The organism is Fuscovulum ytuae (genome assembly GCF_029953595.1).
In the GTDB taxonomy this organism is placed as follows: Bacteria; Pseudomonadota; Alphaproteobacteria; order Rhodobacterales; family Rhodobacteraceae; genus Paragemmobacter; species Paragemmobacter ytuae.
The window spans coordinates 1,907,819-1,927,118 of sequence record NZ_CP124535.1; the positions used below are offsets into that span (position 1 = coordinate 1,907,819).

General features: G+C 65.8%; 18 protein-coding genes and 1 tRNA gene. 12 read left to right on the forward strand and 7 right to left on the reverse strand.

Going from position 1 to position 19,300, the window contains the following annotated elements:
- Window positions 1-53: 53 nt before the first annotated feature.
- The 4 genes from QF092_RS09210 (at window position 54) to QF092_RS09225 (ending at window position 4,340) form a co-directional block, all read left to right on the forward strand.
- The gene (locus QF092_RS09210) at window positions 54-974 is read left to right on the forward strand and encodes a DMT family transporter (protein ID WP_281469639.1); all 921 of its coding nucleotides are present in this window, start codon (window positions 54-56) and stop codon (window positions 972-974) included.
- A 65-nt stretch (window positions 975-1,039) separates the two neighbouring features.
- Window positions 1,040-1,951 carry a PfkB family carbohydrate kinase gene (locus tag QF092_RS09215; RefSeq protein WP_281469641.1) on the forward strand — a complete coding sequence of 304 codons (912 nt, stop codon included), beginning with the start codon at window positions 1,040-1,042 and terminating at the stop codon, window positions 1,949-1,951.
- A 283-nt stretch (window positions 1,952-2,234) separates the two neighbouring features.
- Window positions 2,235-2,507: a hypothetical protein gene (locus tag QF092_RS09220; RefSeq protein ID WP_281469643.1), complete on the forward strand. Its 273-nt coding sequence runs from the start codon at window positions 2,235-2,237 to the stop codon at window positions 2,505-2,507.
- 168 nt (window positions 2,508-2,675) lie between these two features.
- Window positions 2,676-4,340: a thiamine pyrophosphate-dependent enzyme gene (locus tag QF092_RS09225; RefSeq protein WP_281469645.1), complete on the forward strand. Its 1,665-nt coding sequence runs from the start codon at window positions 2,676-2,678 to the stop codon at window positions 4,338-4,340.
- 154 nt (window positions 4,341-4,494) lie between these two features.
- Here the strand turns inward: QF092_RS09225 and QF092_RS09230 are convergent, their stop codons facing one another.
- From QF092_RS09230 to ychF, 3 genes are all read right to left on the reverse strand, one after another.
- The gene (locus QF092_RS09230; RefSeq protein WP_281469647.1) at window positions 4,495-4,971 is read right to left on the reverse strand and encodes a hypothetical protein; all 477 of its coding nucleotides are present in this window, start codon (window positions 4,969-4,971) and stop codon (window positions 4,495-4,497) included.
- Window positions 4,972-5,184: 213 nt separating this feature from the next.
- Window positions 5,185-5,274 (reverse strand) — tRNA-Ser (locus tag QF092_RS09235).
- A gap of 62 nt (window positions 5,275-5,336) precedes the next feature.
- A complete protein-coding gene (ychF, locus tag QF092_RS09240) occupies window positions 5,337-6,434 on the reverse strand; it encodes a redox-regulated ATPase YchF (protein ID WP_281469649.1) in 1,098 nt (365 codons plus the stop codon).
- Window positions 6,435-6,673: 239 nt separating this feature from the next.
- Here ychF and trpA point away from each other — a divergent pair, with 239 nt between their 5' ends.
- Window positions 6,674-7,465, forward strand: coding sequence for a tryptophan synthase subunit alpha (gene trpA, locus QF092_RS09245; RefSeq protein WP_281469651.1), 792 nt, complete (start codon window positions 6,674-6,676; stop codon window positions 7,463-7,465).
- Between the two features lie 31 nt (window positions 7,466-7,496).
- On the forward strand, window positions 7,497-8,393 hold the full coding sequence (locus QF092_RS09250) for a hypothetical protein (protein WP_281469653.1): 897 nt from the start codon (window positions 7,497-7,499) through the stop codon (window positions 8,391-8,393).
- A 51-nt stretch (window positions 8,394-8,444) separates the two neighbouring features.
- Here the strand turns inward: QF092_RS09250 and QF092_RS09255 are convergent, their stop codons facing one another.
- On the reverse strand, window positions 8,445-8,903 hold the full coding sequence (locus QF092_RS09255; RefSeq protein WP_281469655.1) for a MarR family winged helix-turn-helix transcriptional regulator: 459 nt from the start codon (window positions 8,901-8,903) through the stop codon (window positions 8,445-8,447).
- A gap of 148 nt (window positions 8,904-9,051) precedes the next feature.
- On the opposite strand from QF092_RS09255, the gene QF092_RS09260 reads away from it, so the two are divergent.
- Window positions 9,052-10,215, forward strand: a complete 1,164-nt coding sequence (locus QF092_RS09260; RefSeq protein WP_281469657.1) for an alpha-hydroxy acid oxidase — start codon at window positions 9,052-9,054, stop codon at window positions 10,213-10,215.
- An 89-nt stretch (window positions 10,216-10,304) separates the two neighbouring features.
- Here QF092_RS09260 and QF092_RS09265 read toward each other — a convergent pair whose 3' ends face one another.
- On the reverse strand, window positions 10,305-11,462 hold the full coding sequence (locus tag QF092_RS09265) for an MFS transporter (protein ID WP_281469659.1): 1,158 nt from the start codon (window positions 11,460-11,462) through the stop codon (window positions 10,305-10,307).
- A 182-nt stretch (window positions 11,463-11,644) separates the two neighbouring features.
- Between QF092_RS09265 and QF092_RS09270 the strand changes: the two genes are divergently transcribed.
- The 4 genes from QF092_RS09270 to QF092_RS09285 all read left to right on the forward strand — a co-directional run bounded on the left by QF092_RS09270 (window position 11,645) and on the right by QF092_RS09285 (window position 15,987).
- On the forward strand, window positions 11,645-12,232 hold the full coding sequence (locus QF092_RS09270) for a 50S ribosomal protein L25/general stress protein Ctc (protein WP_281469661.1): 588 nt from the start codon (window positions 11,645-11,647) through the stop codon (window positions 12,230-12,232).
- 127 nt (window positions 12,233-12,359) lie between these two features.
- Window positions 12,360-13,049 (forward strand): aminoacyl-tRNA hydrolase, encoded by a 690-nt coding sequence (pth, locus tag QF092_RS09275; protein ID WP_281469663.1) that lies wholly within the window; start codon window positions 12,360-12,362, stop codon window positions 13,047-13,049.
- A gap of 26 nt (window positions 13,050-13,075) precedes the next feature.
- A complete protein-coding gene (locus QF092_RS09280; protein WP_420026538.1) occupies window positions 13,076-14,074 on the forward strand; it encodes a DUF2332 domain-containing protein in 999 nt (332 codons plus the stop codon).
- A 770-nt stretch (window positions 14,075-14,844) separates the two neighbouring features.
- Window positions 14,845-15,987 (forward strand): serine hydrolase domain-containing protein, encoded by a 1,143-nt coding sequence (locus QF092_RS09285; protein WP_281469667.1) that lies wholly within the window; start codon window positions 14,845-14,847, stop codon window positions 15,985-15,987.
- Between the two features lie 9 nt (window positions 15,988-15,996).
- On the opposite strand, the gene QF092_RS09290 is transcribed toward QF092_RS09285, so the two are convergent.
- Both QF092_RS09290 and QF092_RS09295 read right to left on the reverse strand, forming a co-directional pair.
- On the reverse strand, window positions 15,997-16,956 hold the full coding sequence (locus QF092_RS09290) for a YcjF family protein (protein WP_281469873.1): 960 nt from the start codon (window positions 16,954-16,956) through the stop codon (window positions 15,997-15,999).
- A gap of 20 nt (window positions 16,957-16,976) precedes the next feature.
- Entirely contained in the window at window positions 16,977-18,392 is a 1,416-nt protein-coding gene (locus QF092_RS09295; protein ID WP_281469668.1) for a YcjX family GTP-binding protein, read from the reverse strand.
- A 106-nt stretch (window positions 18,393-18,498) separates the two neighbouring features.
- Between QF092_RS09295 and truA the strand changes: the two genes are divergently transcribed.
- On the forward strand, window positions 18,499-19,272 hold the full coding sequence (gene truA / locus QF092_RS09300) for a tRNA pseudouridine(38-40) synthase TruA (RefSeq protein ID WP_281469670.1): 774 nt from the start codon (window positions 18,499-18,501) through the stop codon (window positions 19,270-19,272).
- Window positions 19,273-19,300: the final 28 nt, after the last annotated feature.

Genomic DNA, 19,300 nt, shown 5'->3' on the forward strand with positions numbered 1-19,300 from the left:
CCTTGCACCGCCCACGAAACGATGGTCCAACCGAACCAAGCCCGGAGAACACCATGCGCCCCCTGCGCGGCATCGCCTTCAAACTTGGCTCGGTCCTCGTCTTCATTGTGATGGCGGCGATGATCAAGGCCACCGCCGATCAGGTTCCCGCCGGTCAGGCGGTCTTTTTCCGCTCGGCCTTTGCCATTCCGGTCATCGTCATCTGGCTGATCCTGCGGCGCGAATTGGCCACCGGGCTGCGCGCCGCCCATCCGATGGGCCATGTCTGGCGCGGCTTTGCCGGCACCTGCGCCATGGGCCTTGGCTTTGCTGGCTTGGGCTACCTGCCTTTGCCCGAGGTTACGGCCATCGGCTACGCCGCCCCCCTTCTAACCGTCATCTTCGCCGCGATGTTTCTGGGCGAAGACGTGCGCCTCTTCCGGCTGTCCTGCGTGGCGCTGGGCATGGTTGGCGTCCTCATCGTCCTGTCGCCCCGCCTGACGGTCCTAGACGGCGGCGCAGGCCATGCCGAGGCTTTCGGGGCCATGCTGGTGCTGGGCGGCGCCGTCTTTGCGGCCCTTGCACAGGTCTTCGTCCGCAAACTGGTTAAAACGGAAAAGACCCCCGCGATCGTCTTTTACTTCTCGCTCACCGCGACCTGCCTGTCGCTTATCACGGCCCCCTTCGGCTGGGTCTGGCCGGAACCGCATCTCCTTGCCCTTCTCATCGGCGCGGGGCTGCTGGGCGGGATCGGGCAAATTCTTCTCACCTCCAGCTACCGTGAGGCCGATGCCTCCCTCGTCGCGCCCTTCGACTATGCGTCGATGCTGTTCGCCCTTGCCATCGGCTGGTTCGTCTTTGCCGAAATGCCCACCCTCACCATGCTGGCCGGGGCGGGGCTGATCATCTTTGCGGGCATCCTCATCATCTGGCGCGAACACCGCCTTGGCAAAGATCGCGCGCAGGCACGCAAGGTTACCACCCTTCAGGGCTGACGCGCCCCCTTGACCCCAGCGCATCAACCGACAGGATCACGCCTGCCACAGCAAAAGGTCCGCCAATGCCCACCATCCTTGTCGTAGGTTCCCTCCATCACGACATCATGATCGAAACGGACCACCTGCCGCGCCCCGATGAAACCGCCGTGGGTCGTCGCTGGTATCCTAAATTCGGCGGAAAGGGCGGCAATCAGGCCATTGCAGCCGCCCGCGCCGGGGCTGCCACGCGCATGTTCGGCGCCGTGGGCGCGGATGATTTCGGGCGCAGCCTGCGCGCCACGCTCAAGTCAGGTGGCGTGGATCACCGTTTCGTCGCCACCCTGCCCGATCACGGATCGGGGATGAGCGTGGCACTCTCCCTTCCCAATGGCGACTATGCCGCCACCATCGTCTCGGGCGCGAACCTTGCGCTTGATCCCGCAGGGCTGGACGATCCCGCCCTCTGGCAGGATGTGGCTCTTCTCTTGCTGCAAAACGAGGTGCCCGAAACCATCAACCTCGCCGCGGCAACCGCTGCACGCCGCCGGGGTCTTCGCGTCCTCCTGAACGCCGCCCCCGCCCGCCCCCTGCCCGATGCCCTGCGCGCCGCCGTCGATATCCTGATCGTCAATGCAGTTGAGGCCGCCATGATGGGCGGCGGCGACGTGCGCGATCTTCCCTCGGCCCTATATGCCGCGCAGAGCCTTGCCGATCCCGGTCAGACCGTCATCGTCACGGCAGGCAGCCATGGCCTTGCCCTTGCAGGGGGCGGCGTGGCCCCGCTGTCCCTTCCTGCCCCCAAGGTCATCGTGCAAAGCACCCATGGCGCGGGGGATTGCTTCTGCGGCGCGCTGGCCGCCGCCATTGTCCAAGGCGCGGACCTTCACAGCGCCTGCCACACGGCCACCGCCCGCGCCGCCGCCCATGTCGCGGGTCATGTCGCGGGTCATGGTGAAAAGAACGCCAAAGGCATCAGCCACATCCCGACGGCCTAGGCAAGAAAAGGCCCCCCATCCGCATAACAGACCGCAGGCCCGTGCCGCGCATGGAACTGCACCTCGCGCCGATGGCATACCTTTTTCAGACCTATTTCCCAAGGATCGTGAGACCAAACCCCGATCACCTCCGCACCAGACTGCGCCATGGTCTTCCCAAGAGCGATGCTGCGACCGCACGGAGGATGGGGGACATCATGATGCAGATTATAACAGTAATCCGGGACGCTGCTATTCCCCTGCCATCAGGGTCGCAGACCCTGCACATTGAGGTGACCGCGAAATGACCGAGACCCGCGTCACGCCGTTTACCCCGCGCAAGAAACCCGCCCCAAAACTGCTTGACCGTGCCCGCACCGGGCGCGACAGCGCCCTGGGCTGTCGAATGGTCACTGTCATCCGGGTCGTGGCCCCAAATGGGACCGAGGTGGAACACCGTTTCACATCCATGCCAAAGATCGCGGATCTCATCGCCCGGCTGGGGGCTGAGACGCGCATCCTTGGATTGCGGATGGAACGGCCAGATCACGCCAGTACCGGACGCATCCCTGCCTAACACAGAGGATCACCGCAACTGCCCCGCGCTGCCGCGGGGCCTTGGGCCTTGCGACCCCAAGCCCGCGTGCCGTGGCAGCATTCCCCTTGCCCTACCGCCCATTTCCTGATTTCCGCCCCCGGCAAAAACCGTCAGGATGGCGGCGGCAACAGCTTTTGAGGCAGAACGATGCGAAACGGCGGGCAGCTTCTGGTCGAAACCCTCGTGGCACTTGGGGCAACCAAGGCCTTCGGTGTTCCGGGCGAAAGCTATCTCGCCGTCCTCGACGCGTTGCATGATACCCAAGGCAAGCTTGATTTCATCCTCTGTCGGCAGGAAGGCGGGGCCGCCTTCATGGCCGCCGCTTGGGGCAAGCTTATGGGACAGCCCGGCATCTGCCTTGTGACGCGCGGCCCCGGCGTCACCAACGCCTCAATCGGCATCCACACCGCCATGCAGGATTCCGCCCCGATGCTCTGCTTTGTCGGGCAGGTCGGCACCGACATGCGGGGGCGCGAGGCGTTTCAGGAAATCGACTACCGCGCCGTTTTCGGCAGCATGGCGAAATGGGCGGTCGAGATCGACCATGTCGATCGCATCCCCGAAATCCTGTCTCGTGCTTGGATAACGGCCCTGACAGGCCGCCCCGGCCCGGTGGTGATCGCCCTGCCCGAAGACATGCTGACCAGCCTGACGGACACGCCCCCCCTCACCGCCCCCGCACAGATCGCCGAACCCGCAGCCGACCCCGCCACAACCGAGGCCGCCCTTGCCCTTATCGCAAGCGCAGCCCGCCCCCTGATCCTTATCGGCGGCTGCAACTGGACGGAGGACGGCAGGGCCGCGCTACAAGCCTTTGCTGTGACCTCCAACATCCCCGTGATCGCCGCCTTCCGCTATCAGGACCAGTTCGACAACACCGCCACTGTCTATGCAGGCGAGGCGGGCGTCGGCATGCCCCCTCATGTCAAACGCCTGATCCGCGAGGCCGACCTGATCCTTGCCATCAACGTCCGCTTTGGCGAGATGACGACCGACGCCTATACCCTGCTCTCCGTCCCCGTTCCGTCCCAGACACTCATCCACGTCCACGCCTCGGATCGTGAGATCGGCAAGATCTATCAACCCACCCTCGGCATTCAGGCCGGACCGAACGCCTTTGCCCGCGGCCTGCGCCCCGTCTTGGGCCCATGGGCCGCATGGCGGGCCCGCGCCCGCGCCGATTGGGAAGGCAGCTTCGACCTCGCCCCGCAACCCTCTCCCGTCGATATGGGAAAGGTCACCGCCCATCTGCGCGATGTCCTGCCTGAAGATGTGATCCTCACCAATGGTGCAGGCAATTTCACCGTCTGGCCGAACAAGTTCTTCGCCTTCGGCCCCAAGGCGCGACTCCTTGCCCCGCAATCGGGGGCGATGGGCTATGGCCTGCCCGCCGCCATCGCCGCCAAGATCGCCCATCCCGACCGAACGGTGGTCTGCTTTGCCGGTGACGGCGATTTTCAGATGACCTGCCAAGAGCTTGGCACCGCCATGCAGGCGGGCGCACAGCCCATCGTCCTCATCCTGAACAACGGCATCTACGGCACGATCCGCGCTCATCAGGAACGCAACTACCCCGCCCGCGTCTCCGGCACGACGCTGGAAAACCCGGATTTCGTCGCCCTCGCCCGCGCCTATGGCTTCCACGCCGAGCGCGTCACAAGAACCGAAGACTTCCCCGCCGCCTTTGACAGGGCGGTCGCCTCGCAGCACGGTGCGGTCCTCGACCTCGACATCAGCCCCGAAGCCCTCACCCCGCGCCAAACCCTCTCGGAAATGCGCAACGCCGCCCTTGCCGCCAAAAGCGGCGGCTGAAACGGAAACTGGCTTTCCAACACCGCCAATCGCCAAGACCGCGATTGGCAAAAGGCGCGTGACAGATATTGCAGGGGCCCCATGCCGAAACCCATGGGGCAGGATCGCAGCGCAAAGCGCTGCCTCTTATCCGCCCCCGTTTCCGCGGCAGCCTTCAGCCGCCGAAAAGCCCGCCGAACATGTCGCCAAAGGCATCGCGCAGCGTGTAAATGACCGCACAGATCACAAGCCCGCCGACAAACTGCATCATCATCCAGGCGAAAAGCTGAAAGCCTACAGCAAGGCCACCAAGCGCAATCCCGGAAATTGCGGCCCGCTTGCGTTCATAGCGCACCAACGCCGCGACACCGAGGATGATAGACAGACCCGCCAATACGCCGACCCCTATTCTGAGATAGTCGTCAATGTCGCGCGCCGGCACCAAGGCCGCAGGTTGTGGCTGCCCCGCGACCGAACGAGCAGCCGACTTCGCAATATCGGCCACAAGCTCGCCAAGACCCACGCCAACATCTTGCTGCGGCGCAAAAGGGCCAGCCCAGAAGATTAAGATGGTCAAGACAAGAGCGACCGATCCCGTGGCAAAACCGATCCAACCAAGCGTGGATCGAGGGGCCTCTACCGCATCCGCCATTCCCATTCTCCGCTAAATTCACCCAACCAACAAAAAGCGCGAGTTTGTCACGGATATGGCGCGAACCGGATTTTCGCCGCCCTGCGAAGATAAATACCACGCGGGCCAACAGCCCATTTTTCGACCAACACCGCCTTCAAAGAAAGCAACCTGCGGGGGATAGGATGCGGGAAGGGCAACATCCCCAACGACGTCAGATTGCAACGGGTAAGATGGCGGAGACGAAGGGATTCGAACCCTCGAGACGGTTTCCCGCCTGCACCCTTAGCAGGGGTGTGCCTTCGACCACTCGGCCACGTCTCCGCCGACTCGTTTAGCGATGGCCGTGCGAAGGGGCAAGGGGAAAGGCAGCGGAAACGACTGCCTTAGCCATTGAACAGGAAATGCAACACATCCCCGTCCTTGACCTCATAGGTCTTGCCCTCGACGCGGAACTTGCCCGCTTCCTTCGCCCCCGCCTCGCCATTGCCGGCGATATAGTCGTCATAGGCAATCGTTTCGGCCCGGATAAAGCCCTTCTCGAAATCCCCATGGATCACACCCGCCGCCTGCGGGGCCAGCGTGCCCTTGGTGATCGTCCAAGCCCGCGCTTCTTTTGGACCCACGGTGAAATAGGTCTGCAGGCCCAGCAATTCATATCCGGCCCGGATCAGGCGATCCAAACCCGCCTCAGCCAGCCCCATCTCTTCAAGGAACATCGCCGCCTCATCCTCGGGCAGCTGCGCCAGCTCCTCTTCGATCCGGGCCGAGATGACCACCGTCGCCGCCCCTTGCGCCTGCGCCATGGCGGCGACCCGGTCGGATTGGCTGTTGCCCGTGGCGGCCTTCGCTTCTTCGACGTTACAGACATACAGCACGGGCTTCGCCGTCAAGAGTTGCAACAGACGCCACGCCCGACGGTCATCCTCGGCCACCGCCACCGTCCGCGCGGGCTTGCCCGCCTCCAGCACTGCCTGCGCCTGCGCCAGAAGACGGTCCTGATCCGCCGATTCCTTATCCCCACCCTTCAGCTTGCGCGCCAGATTGGCCCGCCGCCGCTCGATCGTTTCAAGATCGGCCAGCATCAGCTCCGTCTCGATCGTCTCGGCATCGGCGACCGGGTCTATGCGCCCTTCCACATGGGTGATGTCGCCATCCTCGAAACAGCGCAGCACATGGGCGATGGCATCGCATTCGCGGATATTGGCAAGGAACTGGTTGCCCAATCCCTCTCCCTTTGATGCCCCCCGCACCAGACCGGCAATATCGACAAAGGTCATCCGCGTGGGGATGATCTGCTTGGATTGCGCAATCGCCGCCAGCTTGTCCAGCCGCGCATCCGGCACCGCCACCTCGCCGACATTCGGTTCAATCGTGCAGAAGGGGAAATTGGCCGCCTGCGCCGCAGCCGTCCGCGTCAGCGCATTGAACAGGGTCGACTTGCCGACATTCGGCAGACCCACGATCCCCATCTTGAAACCCATCGCCCGCTCTCCTTGCCCGCGCCGCAGCCAGTCGCGCCGCTTCTAGAGGGCTGCTCCGCCCATAGCAAGTTCCCGGTCAACGCCTGCCCTCCCCGTCTGCTGCTTCATCTTGGCCCAAATACTCCGGGGGTCCGGGGGCTGGCCCCCGGTCCCACCGCACAGCCCAGGCCCACGCCCATTGATCTTTCCCCCCGCCTCCGGCAAAACCCCGGCAAGACATAGGGGACGGGGCCAGCCAGATGACCAGAATCGACGCCACCTTCGCGCGGCTGAAGGCCGAGGGCAAAAAGGCCTTCGTCAGCTACATCATGGGCGGCGATCCGGATGCCGAAACCTCGCTCGCCGTGATGAAGGGCCTGCCCGCCGCAGGTGTGGATATCATCGAGCTTGGCATGCCCTTCACCGATCCGATGGCCGATGGCCCGACAATCCAGCTTGCCGGTCAGCGCGCGCTCGACAAGGGGATGACGATGGATGCCGTCCTCGACATGGTCCGCGCCTTCCGCGCGGGCGATCAGGCGACGCCCATCGTTCTGATGGGCTATTACAATCCGATCTATTCCCGTGGCGTGGACCGCTTCCTTGCCGATTGCAAAGAGGCCGGTATCGATGGCCTGATCGTCGTCGATCTTCCACCTGAAGAGGATGACGAACTTTGCATCCCCGCCCAGAAGGCCGGGATCAACTTCATCCGCCTTGCCACCCCCACGACCGATGCCAAGCGCCTGCCCAAGGTCCTGCAAAACACCTCGGGCTTTGTCTATTACGTCTCCATCACCGGGATCACCGGGGCGGCGGCGGCACAGGCTGCGGATGTGGCCCCCGAAGTGGCCCGCATCAAGGCCGCAACCGATCTTCCCGTGATCGTGGGCTTTGGCATCAACACGCCCGAAGCCGCCCGCGCCATCGCGGGCGTGGCCGATGGCTGCGTTGTGGGTTCGGCCATCGTCAAGGAAATCGGCGCAGGCATCCCCGTGCCGCAAGTTCTGGCCAATGTCGCGGCCCTTGCCGCAGGCGCGCATTCCGCCTGATTGCCCACGGTTCCCAAGTAACGATTGCCCCATGCGCCCCGTCACGACCCAGACCGTTGCCATAGCCCTGATCGCCCTTTGCCTTGGCCTGACGCCCCGGTCCGGCGGCGCTGTGGTCATCCTCGACAGCACATGGCAGGCCCAGGGCGGTAGCGACGCCAGCCCCGCCGCTGGCTTCACGGCCCATGTCGCCCTCGCGATGGAACCACAATTCGCCGCCATCTTCGGCCTGCATGACGGCACGAGCTATGGCGGCTCCGCGACCTGGATCGGCAATGACAGCGACCACGGCTACCTGCTGACCGCCGCGCATAACTTCGGCGCGGATGCCGATCCCGCCGCATGGCTCTACTGGTCGCGCGAAGGCACCGCCTATGAAGGCATCGCCGTCCATATCCATCCCGGCTATGACCCCGAGGACGACAGCACCTCCGGCTATGACATGGCGATCGTCATTCTCGACGCGCCCGTCACCGATGCGGGCCGCCAGCCCCGCCTCTATGCCGGGCGCGATGAACTGGGCCGCGTGGTCACGATCACGGGCTATGGCTCGCGCGGGACCGGATCCTCGGGCGAAGCCGACGATTACTATGATTTCGAAGGAGAAACCCCCGCCGCCGCCCGCAACATCGTGGACGAGGTGGATGGCGAGAACGGCAGCAACAGCCTCATCATCGACTTCGACAGCGAGGCGGGCGATGCCTCGGTCCTGGGCGACGCAAACCCCTTGGACGACATGGAAGGCATTCTCGGCAGCGGCGACAGCGGCGGCGCGTCCTGGATCGAAACGCGCCAAGGATGGGCCATCGTCGCCACCAACACATGGGGCGACGATTCCGTCTACGGCTCCATCTCCGGCCTCAGCCGCATCTCGACGCAGTTGGACTGGATCGCCTCCATCTACCCCGGCATCCGCACCGCCGAGTGACGCCCTGTTCCGGGCTACCGCACCGTCGGGCGGGGTAGCCCCGCCTTACGCTCAGGCCGCCTCCGGGAACCGCCGCTGATCCTCCAGCCGCTCGGCCAGCGAGGCGAGGTCACGCGCCAGCGCCTCCACCGCGGCCAGCGGGGCCAGCCCCGCGATGCGCGCCATGTCCTGCTCCACCGCCGTCACGCCCGTCATGGCCATCGTCCGCCCCTTCGGCGTCAGCCACAGGCATTTCGACCGCCCGTCGCGCGGATTGGGCTCCAACCGCACCAGACCCCGCGACTCCAGCACCGCCAGCGTGTGCGACATGCTGGTCTTGGGCCAGCCGAAAGCCGCCGCGATGGATCGCGGCGTCTGCCCCTCGCCCAGCCGGATCAACCGCTCCAGAACCGCGAATTGCGCGGCACCGAGCCCCTTGGGCAGCCGCGCCTCGACAAGGCGCTGCGCCGTGTGATGGGCGGCCGATATGGCCGCGATCAGGGTCAGGACAGGGGTAAGGGTTTCCGTCATCTTTGGGGGCCTCCATGCCGATGCCCCGGACGCAGCAAGTTGCATGCCAAAAACCGCATCACCCGGTGCGACCTCGCACCACTTGCCCGTACTCTTGCCGTGCGCCCCCGCGATTGGTAAGCAAAGGTAACCAATCGGAGCGCGCCCAATGCCCGTCATCACCTGCATCGACGATCTCAAACGCCTGCACAAGCGGCGCACGCCCAAGATGTTTTATGACTACTGCGAAAGCGGCAGCTACACCGAACAGACCTTCCGCGAGAATACGTCGGATTTCCAACGCCTCCGCCTGCGCCAGAAAGTGGCGGTCGACATGCTGGGTCGGCGCACCGACGGCACCATGATCGGCGAAAAAGTGGCGATGCCCGTGGCCCTCGCCCCCGTCGGCATGACAGGGATGCAACGCGCGGATGGCGAGATCAAGGCCGCCCGCGCCGCCGAAAAGGCGGGCGTTCCCTTCACCCTTTCGACCATGTCCATTTGTTCGATCGAAGATATCGCCGAACACACCAAGGCGCCCTTCTGGTTCCAGCTTTACGTGATGAAGGACGAAGGCTTCGTCGACAGCGCCATCGAACGGGCGCGTGCGGCGGGCTGTTCGGCCCTTGTCCTCACGCTCGATCTGCAAATCCTCGGCCAGCGGCACAAGGACCTGAAGAACGGCCTTTCCGCGCCCCCCCGCCTGACGCTGCGAAACATCCTCGATATGGCGATCCGCCCGCAATGGTCGCTGGAGATGCTCGCCACCAAACGGCGCACCTTCCGCAACATCGTGGGCCATGCCAAGGGCGTCGGCGATCTCTCCAGCCTGATGAGTTGGACCAACGAACAGTTCGACCCGCAGCTGGATTGGAAAAAGATCGCCCGCATCCGCGATCAATGGGGCGGCAAACTGATCCTGAAGGGCATCCTTGACGAAGACGACGCCCGCGCCGCCGCCGATTTCGGCGCCGATGCCATCATCGTGTCAAACCATGGCGGGCGGCAGCTGGACGGTGCGCTGTCGTCGATCCGCATGCTGCCCCGCATCGTCCGCGCCGTGGGCGACAAGACCGAGGTCTTCCTCGACAGCGGCATCCGCTCCGGTCAAGACGTGCTCAAGGCGCTGGCGCTGGGGGCCAAAGGCACGATGATCGGCCGCGCCTATATCCACGGGCTGGGCGCCATGGGCGAAGAGGGCGTGACCAAGGCGCTGGAGGTGATCCGCAAGGAACTCGACATCACCATGGCGCTGTGTGGCGAGAAGTCGGTTGAAAACCTTGGCCGCCATAACCTGCTCATCCCCAAGGATTTTGAAGGCGATTACCTCTGATCGCCGCGCCCTATGCAGGCCGCCGGGGGTGCTTTGCCCCCTCGGCCCCCCAGAGGAAATTTTAAGCCAGAAAGTGAACAGGGCCTGCGTCAAACCGGGATCGCCCGACGCTGCCGCGCCATCAGGGGCGCAAGGATCAGCACCATCAAGAGCATGACGGCAGCAAAGACGAAGGCAAAGCGCAGACCAAACGCTCCGGCAAGAAAGCCCAGCGTCGGCGGGCCGAAGAAATAGCCGAAATAGCCCAAGAGCGTCGCCCGCGCCACGGCCCGCGCCCGTGCCTGAGGTTCGGCCAGCCGCCCCACCATGGAAAAGGCCGTGGGGGCGATGACCGATGACCCGATCCCCATGACGATGAAGCCCGCATAGGCCATCAGGGGCGTTGTCGCCATCGCCGCCCCCAAGGCCCCGCAGGCCGATACCAGCGCCCCGCCGATCAGCAACCGGATCGGATCGACCCGCTGCACGATCCCCTGTCCCGCCAGCCGCGCGAAACCCATGGTCAGCGCCAGCGCCGCAGGCCCCATCGCGCCCTCCTCTGGGCTGCCGCCCAACGTCTTTTCGATATGCAGCGCCGACCAATTCTCGGCCGCGTTTTCTGTCAGGAAGGCGATCAGAACGATACCGCCCCCGATCACCGGGATCAGGCCCAACCGCCCCGCCGACCCATCCTTGGGCTTCCGAAGCCCGTGGATCGTCCCATCCCGTTCCAGCGTCGACAGCGCCAGCACCGCGGCCACCGCCGCCATTGTCCCCATGACCCAAGCGGGATGCCACCCATCGCCCCGCATCGCCCCCGTGGCCAAGGCCCCCCCTGCATAGCCAAAACTATAGGCCGCATGGCACAGATTCATCAGGTGCAGGTTCCGCTCATTTTCCAGCGCGGCCACGCGGGCGTTCATCAACACATCGGTCAGCCCCGTCGCCGCCCCGCAGGCCATCATCGCCAAGGGAAAGACCCAGGCCACCCCCGCCTGCCCGGGCAGGGCAAAGGCCGCGGCCATCAGGACCGTGGCAACCGGCAGCGCCACCCGCCCCAGCATCGCCCCGATCATCGGCGCGAGCAGCATCGCCACCACCGCCGCAATCGGCGTGGGCAGGATCAGGACACCCAATTCCGCCTCTGTTACCGCAAGACCCGCCTTCAGATCGGGCAGCACGGCGGCAAATGTCCCCCATAGCACGCCCATGGCGGCAAAGGCGGCAACGGGCGCGCGCGCCGCGACAAGGGTGGTGGACACGGACATGAAGGTGATCTCCTGCCTGCCACAGCTAGACCGCCCTCCACCTTGCGGCAAGCCCGCCCGCGACCCGCGCCACGCCACCCGCGACCCGATTTTCCCTTTCCTTCCCAACGAATCGCGGCTATAGCCCCCCGGTCGCGCCGCACACCCTTGGAGGGCGGCGGATATATATATGGAGAAAACCTATGGCTCATGAGATCCCCGATCTTCTGGCCGAGGTACGGACGGGGACAGGCAAGGGGGCCGCTCGTCAAGCTCGTCGTGAGGGCTACGTACCCGGCATCATCTATGGCGATGGCAAAGAGCCGACGCCGATCAAGCTGAACTACTACTACCTGCTCAAGCGCCTCAAGGCGGGCCGCTTCCTGCAAACCCTCTTCAACGTGAAGATCGAGGGTGGCGAAGAAGTGCATGTGATCTGCCGTGGCGTGCAGCGCGACGTGGTCAAGGATCTTCCGACCCATGTCGATTTCATGCGCATCCACGATGAATCGCGCATCAACCTCTTCATCCACGTCGATTTCGTGAACCACGAAGCCTCGCCGGGCCTGAAGCGTGGCGGCACGCTCACCATCGTGCGTCCGGAAGTGGAGCTTGAGGTGATGGCGGGCGACATCCCCGATCACATCACGGTCGACCTGACCGGCAAGCAGATCGGCGACGTCATCCACATCAACGATGTTGAACTGCCGAGTGGTGCCAAGCCCACCATCGCGCGCAACTTCGTCATCGCGAACATCGCTGCTCCGTCGGGCCTCGCCGCTTCGGAGTGATCCTTCGGGATCGTGCATAGGGGGCGCGGCCGAGGGATCGGCTGCGCCCTTTTCCTTTTCGCTGCAGGCTTGCGCCACCGCCCCTCCTGCGGCAAAGGTCGCGCAGGACCGCAGGAAGGGCAGGACAGTGAAAATCTTCGCAGGCCTCGGCAATCCGGGTGCGAAATACGCGGGCAACCGCCACAATATCGGCTTCATGGCGCTGGACCGTATCGCCGCAGATCATGGCTTTGGCCCGTGGAAATCGGCCTTCAAGGCGCAGGTCGCCGAAGGCCGGCTTGGATCGGTCAGGGTGCTCCTCCTCAAGCCTCAGACCTTCATGAACCTGTCGGGTGAGGCGGTCCGCGCCGCGCTGGATTTCTACAAGCTCGCCCCCGATGCCCTGACGGTGTTTCATGACGAGTTGGACCTCGCCCCCGGCAAGGCCCGCGTGAAACAGGGCGGCGGCCATGCCGGGCATAACGGCCTACGGTCGATCCACGCCCATCTCGGCACCGATGCCTATGCCCGCGTGCGGCTTGGCATCGGCCATCCCGGCCATAGGGACGCAGTGGCCGCATATGTGCTGCATGATTTCGCCAAGGCCGATCAGGATTGGCTGGATGATCTTCTTCGCGGCCTGTCCGACGGTGCATCCGCACTGGCCGAAGGCGACGCCGCGCGCTTCATGAATGCCGTGGCACTGCGCACGGCCCCGCCGCGATCTTCGGACAAGGTCGAAGGCAAGTCGGAACGCCCCACGCACAAGGACCCTGCCCCAGACCCCGAACCCGACACGCGCAGCCCAATGCAGCGCCTGATGGACAAATTCCGCTGACCCCCGGCCCCACCCGCGCCGACACCATCCGCGCCGCCTTCCGGTCGCAGGCCCGTGCCTGCGCCCGCCTCGGTTCGCCCCTGATGGAGGTGCTGCTGAACGGCCTTTCCACTGCGCTCCAACCCGGCACAGCCCTTACCGACCGCATCCTCAACTGGCCCGGCGATCCCGGCCCCGCAGGCGATGCGCTGCCCCTGCGCCTTGCCGCAGGCCTGCACGCCCTCGCCCTTACTGGAACCGATCCTGCCCTTGCCAAGGCCTATGCCGCCCGCGATCCGCTGCCCGCCGCCCTGAACGCCCTGCACAGCCATGCCACCCATCTCGACCTCTGGCTCGACAACCCGCCCCAGACGAATGAGGTGCGCCGCTCCGCCCCCCTCCTTGCCGCCGCACATCTCCTGACCGCCCGTCATGGCCTGCCGCTCACCCTTTCGGAACTCGGCGCCTCGGCGGGCCTCAATCTCCTCTGGGATCGCTGCACCCTCACCCTGCCCGGCCTCACCCTCGGCCAAGGTCCGATTCCGCTCTCCCCCGAATGGGACGGCCCGCTTCCCCCCGCCACCCCGCTCACCATCTCAGATCGCGCGGGTTGCGACCTTTACCCCGTGATCGACCGCCTCCGCCTCCTCGCCTATCTCTGGCCCGATCAACCCGACCGCCTGACCCGCACCGAAGCCGCGCTGGCCGAGGCGGACACCCTCCGCCCGCCCATCGCCCAATCTGACGCTGCCGACTGGCTCGACCAGCGCCTCGCAGCATCACGACCCGGCAGCCTCCATATCGTCTTCCACACCATTGCCGCGCAATATTTCCCCGCCACCACCCGCGCCCGCATCGCCACAGCCATGGCCGACGCTGGCGCAAGGGCCACCCAAGCCGCCCCCCTCGCCCATCTGACGATGGAGGCCGACGGCACTCCCGACGGCGCTGCCCTCGCCCTCACCACATGGCCCGGCGGCCAGACCGAACCCCTCGGCCGCGCCTGTTTCCACGGACGTTGGGTGCGCTGGGCCCCTCAGACCTGACCGAACCGCTGCCGCCCTCAAAACCAGCTACGGCAGGCACTTCCCCCCAGCAGATCACCCCGCGCACCCGACTGCGCCACCAAAGACGCAACCCTTGGCGCCCCCCTCCAACGCTTGGAAAACCCTATCCCCCCTCAAAAACACCGCCACCGACCAAGCCCGTTCCCCCAACGCCCCCTCTCTGCGATGCACCTAGCCCTTGGCAAAACACGCCCCACCCCCACCCCAGTAACCTTAACGCCCCCAAACCCATGACCCCGCTCTTCCGACCTGGACAACCCTAACTCCCCCACAGTCCCCCCCTCCCCATTAACCTTAACACTCCCAAACCCACCTCCCCACCCTTCCGACCAACCAAGACCCAACCATCCGACGGCCCCCGCTCGCAGCCCGTCAACCTTAACGCCCCAGTGCGCAGGTCCCGGCCCTTCGTACCGACACACCCCCGCCCCCCGGTCTCAACGCCCACCACACCCGCACCGCGTTAACCTTAACGCCCCCCAGACCCACGTCCCTGCCCTTCCGACCAGCACAACCCCACGCCCCACACCCACAGCCCGCTAACCTCACCCATTAACCTCAACGCCCCCGCGCCAAGGCCCCTCCTTCCAAAACGCCCGTCCCTCCCCCCTTCATCTTGGCAAAAAATACTCTCAGGGGGTGAATGGTCGCGCAGCGACCAGAGGGGGCGGAACGCCCCTTTTTCTTCCTTCCCCGCTTGGCAACCCGCCCGCGCCATGCCAAGCCTTCCCTCAAACAGGGAAACCACAATGCGCCGCGCCTTTCGCCTCATCCTCCTCCTGATCCTCCTCCTCGCCGCCACCGCCCTGTGGAAGCGCGAGGAAATCACCCGCCTCATGGCCGTGAATTCCCTCTTCGCTCCCGAAACCATCGTCCAGAATTTCAGCCATATGGACGACCTCTTCCTCACCCGCCCCCTCTCGCGCGGCGACGGTCCCATCAGTCCCCTGCCCCAAGGCACAGCCGCCACCCTCCCGGCCGAGGTCACCGACTGGATCGCCACCCGCAACGTCACCGCCCTCGTCATCCTGAAAGACGGCCAGATCGTCCATGAAAGCTATCACCAAGGCACCGGCCCCGATGATCTCCGCATCTCATGGAGCGTGGCGAAAAGCTTCCTCTCCGCCCTCTTTGGCATCGTGCTGGCCGAGGGCCATATCGACAGCCTCGATGACCCGGTGACGAAATACGTCCCCGACCTCACCGGCACCGCCTATGACGGCACAACCCTCCGCCATATCCTCACCATGTCCTCGGGCGTCGCCTTCAACGAAGATTACATGGACTTCTGGTCCGACATTAACCGCATGGGCCGCGTCCTCGCCCTTGGCCAATCGATGGACGGCTTTGCCGCCAGCCTGAAGGACCGCGCCGCCGATCCCGGCAGCCGCTGGCACTATGTCTCAATCGACACCCATGTCCTCGGCATGATCATCCGGGGCGCCACGGGCGAAGACATCCCCGAACTTCTCGAACGCCATATCCTCATCCCCATGGGCTTCGAAAAGGCCCCCTATTACCTGACCGATGGCTATGGCGTCTCCTTCGTCTTGGGCGGCCTCAATGTCACAACGCGCGACTATGCTCGCTTCGGCCAGATGATCGCGCAAGGCGGGGCGTGGCAGGGAAAACAGATCGTCCCCCGCGACTGGGTCGAGGCCTCCATCACACCTTCCGCCCCCGGCGGTGCGGGCTATGGCTATCAATGGTGGATCGCCAAAGGTGCAGCACCGGGCGAGGTGAACGCCCAAGGCATCTACGGCCAATATATCTGGATCGACCGCGCCCGAAACGTCGTCATCGCCGTCAACGCCGCCGACCGGGGCTTCGAAGATCCCGGCGTGGCAGAAGGCAACATCGCCCTTTTCCGCCGCATCGCCGCCAGCCTTTAGCCGGGGCCTTCAGGCCTGCTCCCCCTTGCCAAAGAACCCGGCCAAGGCGCGGCTCACCGTCTCGGTCACCCCCGGCCTCGGCAAGGCGTCAAAGGGCATGGGGCGACAGATTTCCATCGCCGCCACCCCCACCCGCACGGTCAAGGCCCCATTCACCACGCCCTCGCCGAACCGGCGGGACAGCTTGGCCAAAAGCCCACCCCCCGCCACCGACCCGATCAGATCATCGGTGAGTGCCAGCGCCCCCGTCGCCACCAGATGCCCAAAGACCCGGCGCAACAGCTTCACCGAACCGATCATCCCGGCCCGCCCGCCATATATCTCCGCCACCCGCCGGATCATCCGCAGATTGGCAAACAGGGCCGCCGCCACATCCGCCAGCGCAAGAGGCACCAGCGCCGTCACCGTCGCCACCTGCCGCGCCGCCGCCTCCACCTCGGCCCGCGCCGCCTGATCCAGCGGGGCCATCACCTCCTGCTCCGCCAAACGGATCAGCGCATCCGCATCCATCACATCCGCCTCACGCTCGGCCAGCCGCGCCAGACCCCAGCGCAGCTCCCCCCGGCCCGCATAAAGCCGCCGCAACTCGCGCAGCACGGCCCGCGCCTCGGCCAAGGTGCCCGCCCCCGCCGCCCGCGCCCGAATGCCATCCAGCCGCCCCAGCCGCGCAAAGCCCGCCGCCTCGCGCAGTGCCAGCAAAGTGGCAGCCAGAACCGCCGCCCCCACCAGAACCAGCGCAACCGTCCCCAAAACGGTGTTCGACGCCAGCAGACCCGTCACGAAATCCCACGCCGCCACGGACAGGACAAAGGTGAACAAGGCCCCAAAGGCCCAAGCCGCAAACCGCCCCAAGGCTGACCCGCGCCGCGCCGCCCCCACCCGCAATGCCGCCTGCATCGCCCGCCCCTCGGGCAAAACCTCTGGCACCGCTGGGGCCAACGCCGGATCGGCACCCCCCTCTCGCTCCATCACGAATGGCTTATCCGCACTCACAGCCGATCTCCGATCAGAAACTCCACCGCCCGATCCAGCCTGATATGCGGCGGCCCCTCGCCGGGGCGCACCGCCATCCGCAAGGGCGGCGCGAAACTCATCATCCCGAACTCCGCCTCCAGCCAACGCTCCGCTCCCTGCCGCGCAGGTGACAGAAGGCGCGCGGGATCATCGGGCAGACGGCCGGGATACATCGCCACCACCCGCCCATCCTCCAGCCGCCCTGTCACGCAATCCAGAACCCGCCCCTCGCGCGTCACCGTCTCTTCGACCGTGGCCCGAAACCCCGCCAGCGACATCGCCCCCGTCAAGGCCCCCGCAAACTCCGCCCGGTCCTTCGCCTCGCGCAGCATCGCCTCCATGATCGCGGTCAGTGCCCCGTGCTGGCTGTGATGCAGATGATCCGCCTTGGTCGCGGCAAAGAGGATGCGCTCCACCCGCTTGCCGCCCAAAAGCGCCGTCAACCAGCCGTTCCGCCCCGGTCGAAACGCCCCGAGCACATCCGCCATCACCCGCCGCAGGTCTTCCAGCGCCTGCGGCCCCCGATGGATCGCGCCCAGCACATCGGCCAGCACCACCTGCCGATCAATCCGCGCGAAATGCGCCCGAAAGAAGGGCTGCACCACTTGCGCCTTATATCCCTCAAACCGCCGCTCCATCTCGCGCCACAAACAGCCGCGTGGGGTATCGCCGGGCTTCGGCAAAGGCGCAAAGGTCAACGCGGGCGACCCCGCCAGATCGCCGGGCAGCAAGAACCGCCCCGGCGTGCAATCCGCCCAGCCCGCCTGCCGCGCGCCCCCCAGATAGGCCGTGAACAGCGCCGCCAGCGCCTGCGCCTTGCCCTCGACAAAGGGCAGCGCCCCATCCTCCGCCCGCGCGGTCGCCAGAAACGCCGCCCCCTCCGGCCGCTTGGCAAGCCGAGACAGCACCTCTTCCGACCAATCGGCATAGGTCTTGTCCAAAAGCGCAAGGTCCAAAAGCCACTCACCCGGATAATCCACGATATCCAGATGCACCACGCGCGGCCCGGTCAGCCCCGAAAGCCACCCCTCCGGCCGCACCCGGAAAGACAGCCGCAATTCCGATACCGCCCGCGTGCTTTCCGGCCAGCGCGGCGCATCCCCGGTCAGCGCCGCCAGATGCCCCTCATAATCGAACCGCGGCAAAGTCAGGTCCGGTTGCGGCTGCAACCAGACCGCTTCGATCCGTCCCGCCGCCTGCGCCTGCACCTGCGGCATCCGCCCCCGGTCCAGAAGATTGGCCACCAGCCCGGTGATGAAGACGGTCTTCCCCGCGCGGCTCAGCCCGGTCACCCCCAACCGCACCACCGGTTCGAACAGCGCCTCCGAAACAGAGGCCGCCGCCCCCTCGATCGTGCGGGCAATCCCGTCGGTGATGGATGAAAGGACCAATCGCTTCCCCTATGCCTCCCCTGAACATAAGCACGACCACAGACCTTGTGTAGCCACGCCCCTTGCACAGTGGACAAGCCCGCCTTGCATCGGCTAACCCCCACCCATGCCCCGCTTCGCCCTCCTCATCGACTATGATGGCACGCCCTTCAACGGCTGGCAGCGTCAGGCGCAGGGCCAACCTTCCGTCCAAGCCGCCATCGAAGAGGCGCTTGCGAAACTCGAACCCCGCCCCCATACCATCGCCGCCGCTGGCCGCACCGATGCAGGCGTCCACGCCACAGGCCAAGTCGCCCATGCCGACCTCACCCGCGACTGGGATCCCTTCCGCCTGTCCGAGGCGTTGAACCACCACCTCAAACCCGCCCCCGTCGCGATCCTGAAAGCCGCCCGCGTGCCCGAAGACTTCCACGCCCGCTTCTCGGCGCTGGAACGACGCTACACCTTCCGCCTCATCACCCGCCGCGCCCCCCTCACGCATGACCGTGGCCGCGCCTGGCATATCCAGCACAAGCTCGATCTCGATGCCATGCGCGCAGGCGCCGCCCATCTGATCGGGCTGCACGATTTCACCACCTTCCGCTCCACCCTCTGCCAGTCGAAAAGCCCGGTAAAGACGCTCGACGAAATCACCATCGACAGCCGTCCCACGACAGGCGGCACCGAGATCCGCTTCCACCTCCGCGCCCGCAGCTTCCTGCACAATCAAGTCCGCTCCATCGTCGGCACGCTCGAAAGGGTCGGTGCAGGCGGCTGGCACCCAGACGAGGTCAAGGCGGCGCTCGATGCGAAAAACCGGGCCGCCTGCGGCCCCGTCTGCCCGCCGCAGGGCCTCTACCTCACCGGCGTCTCCTATCCGGCTGACCCTTTCGCGGATTGACCCGTCGACCGAGGGCGCCTCGCCCATC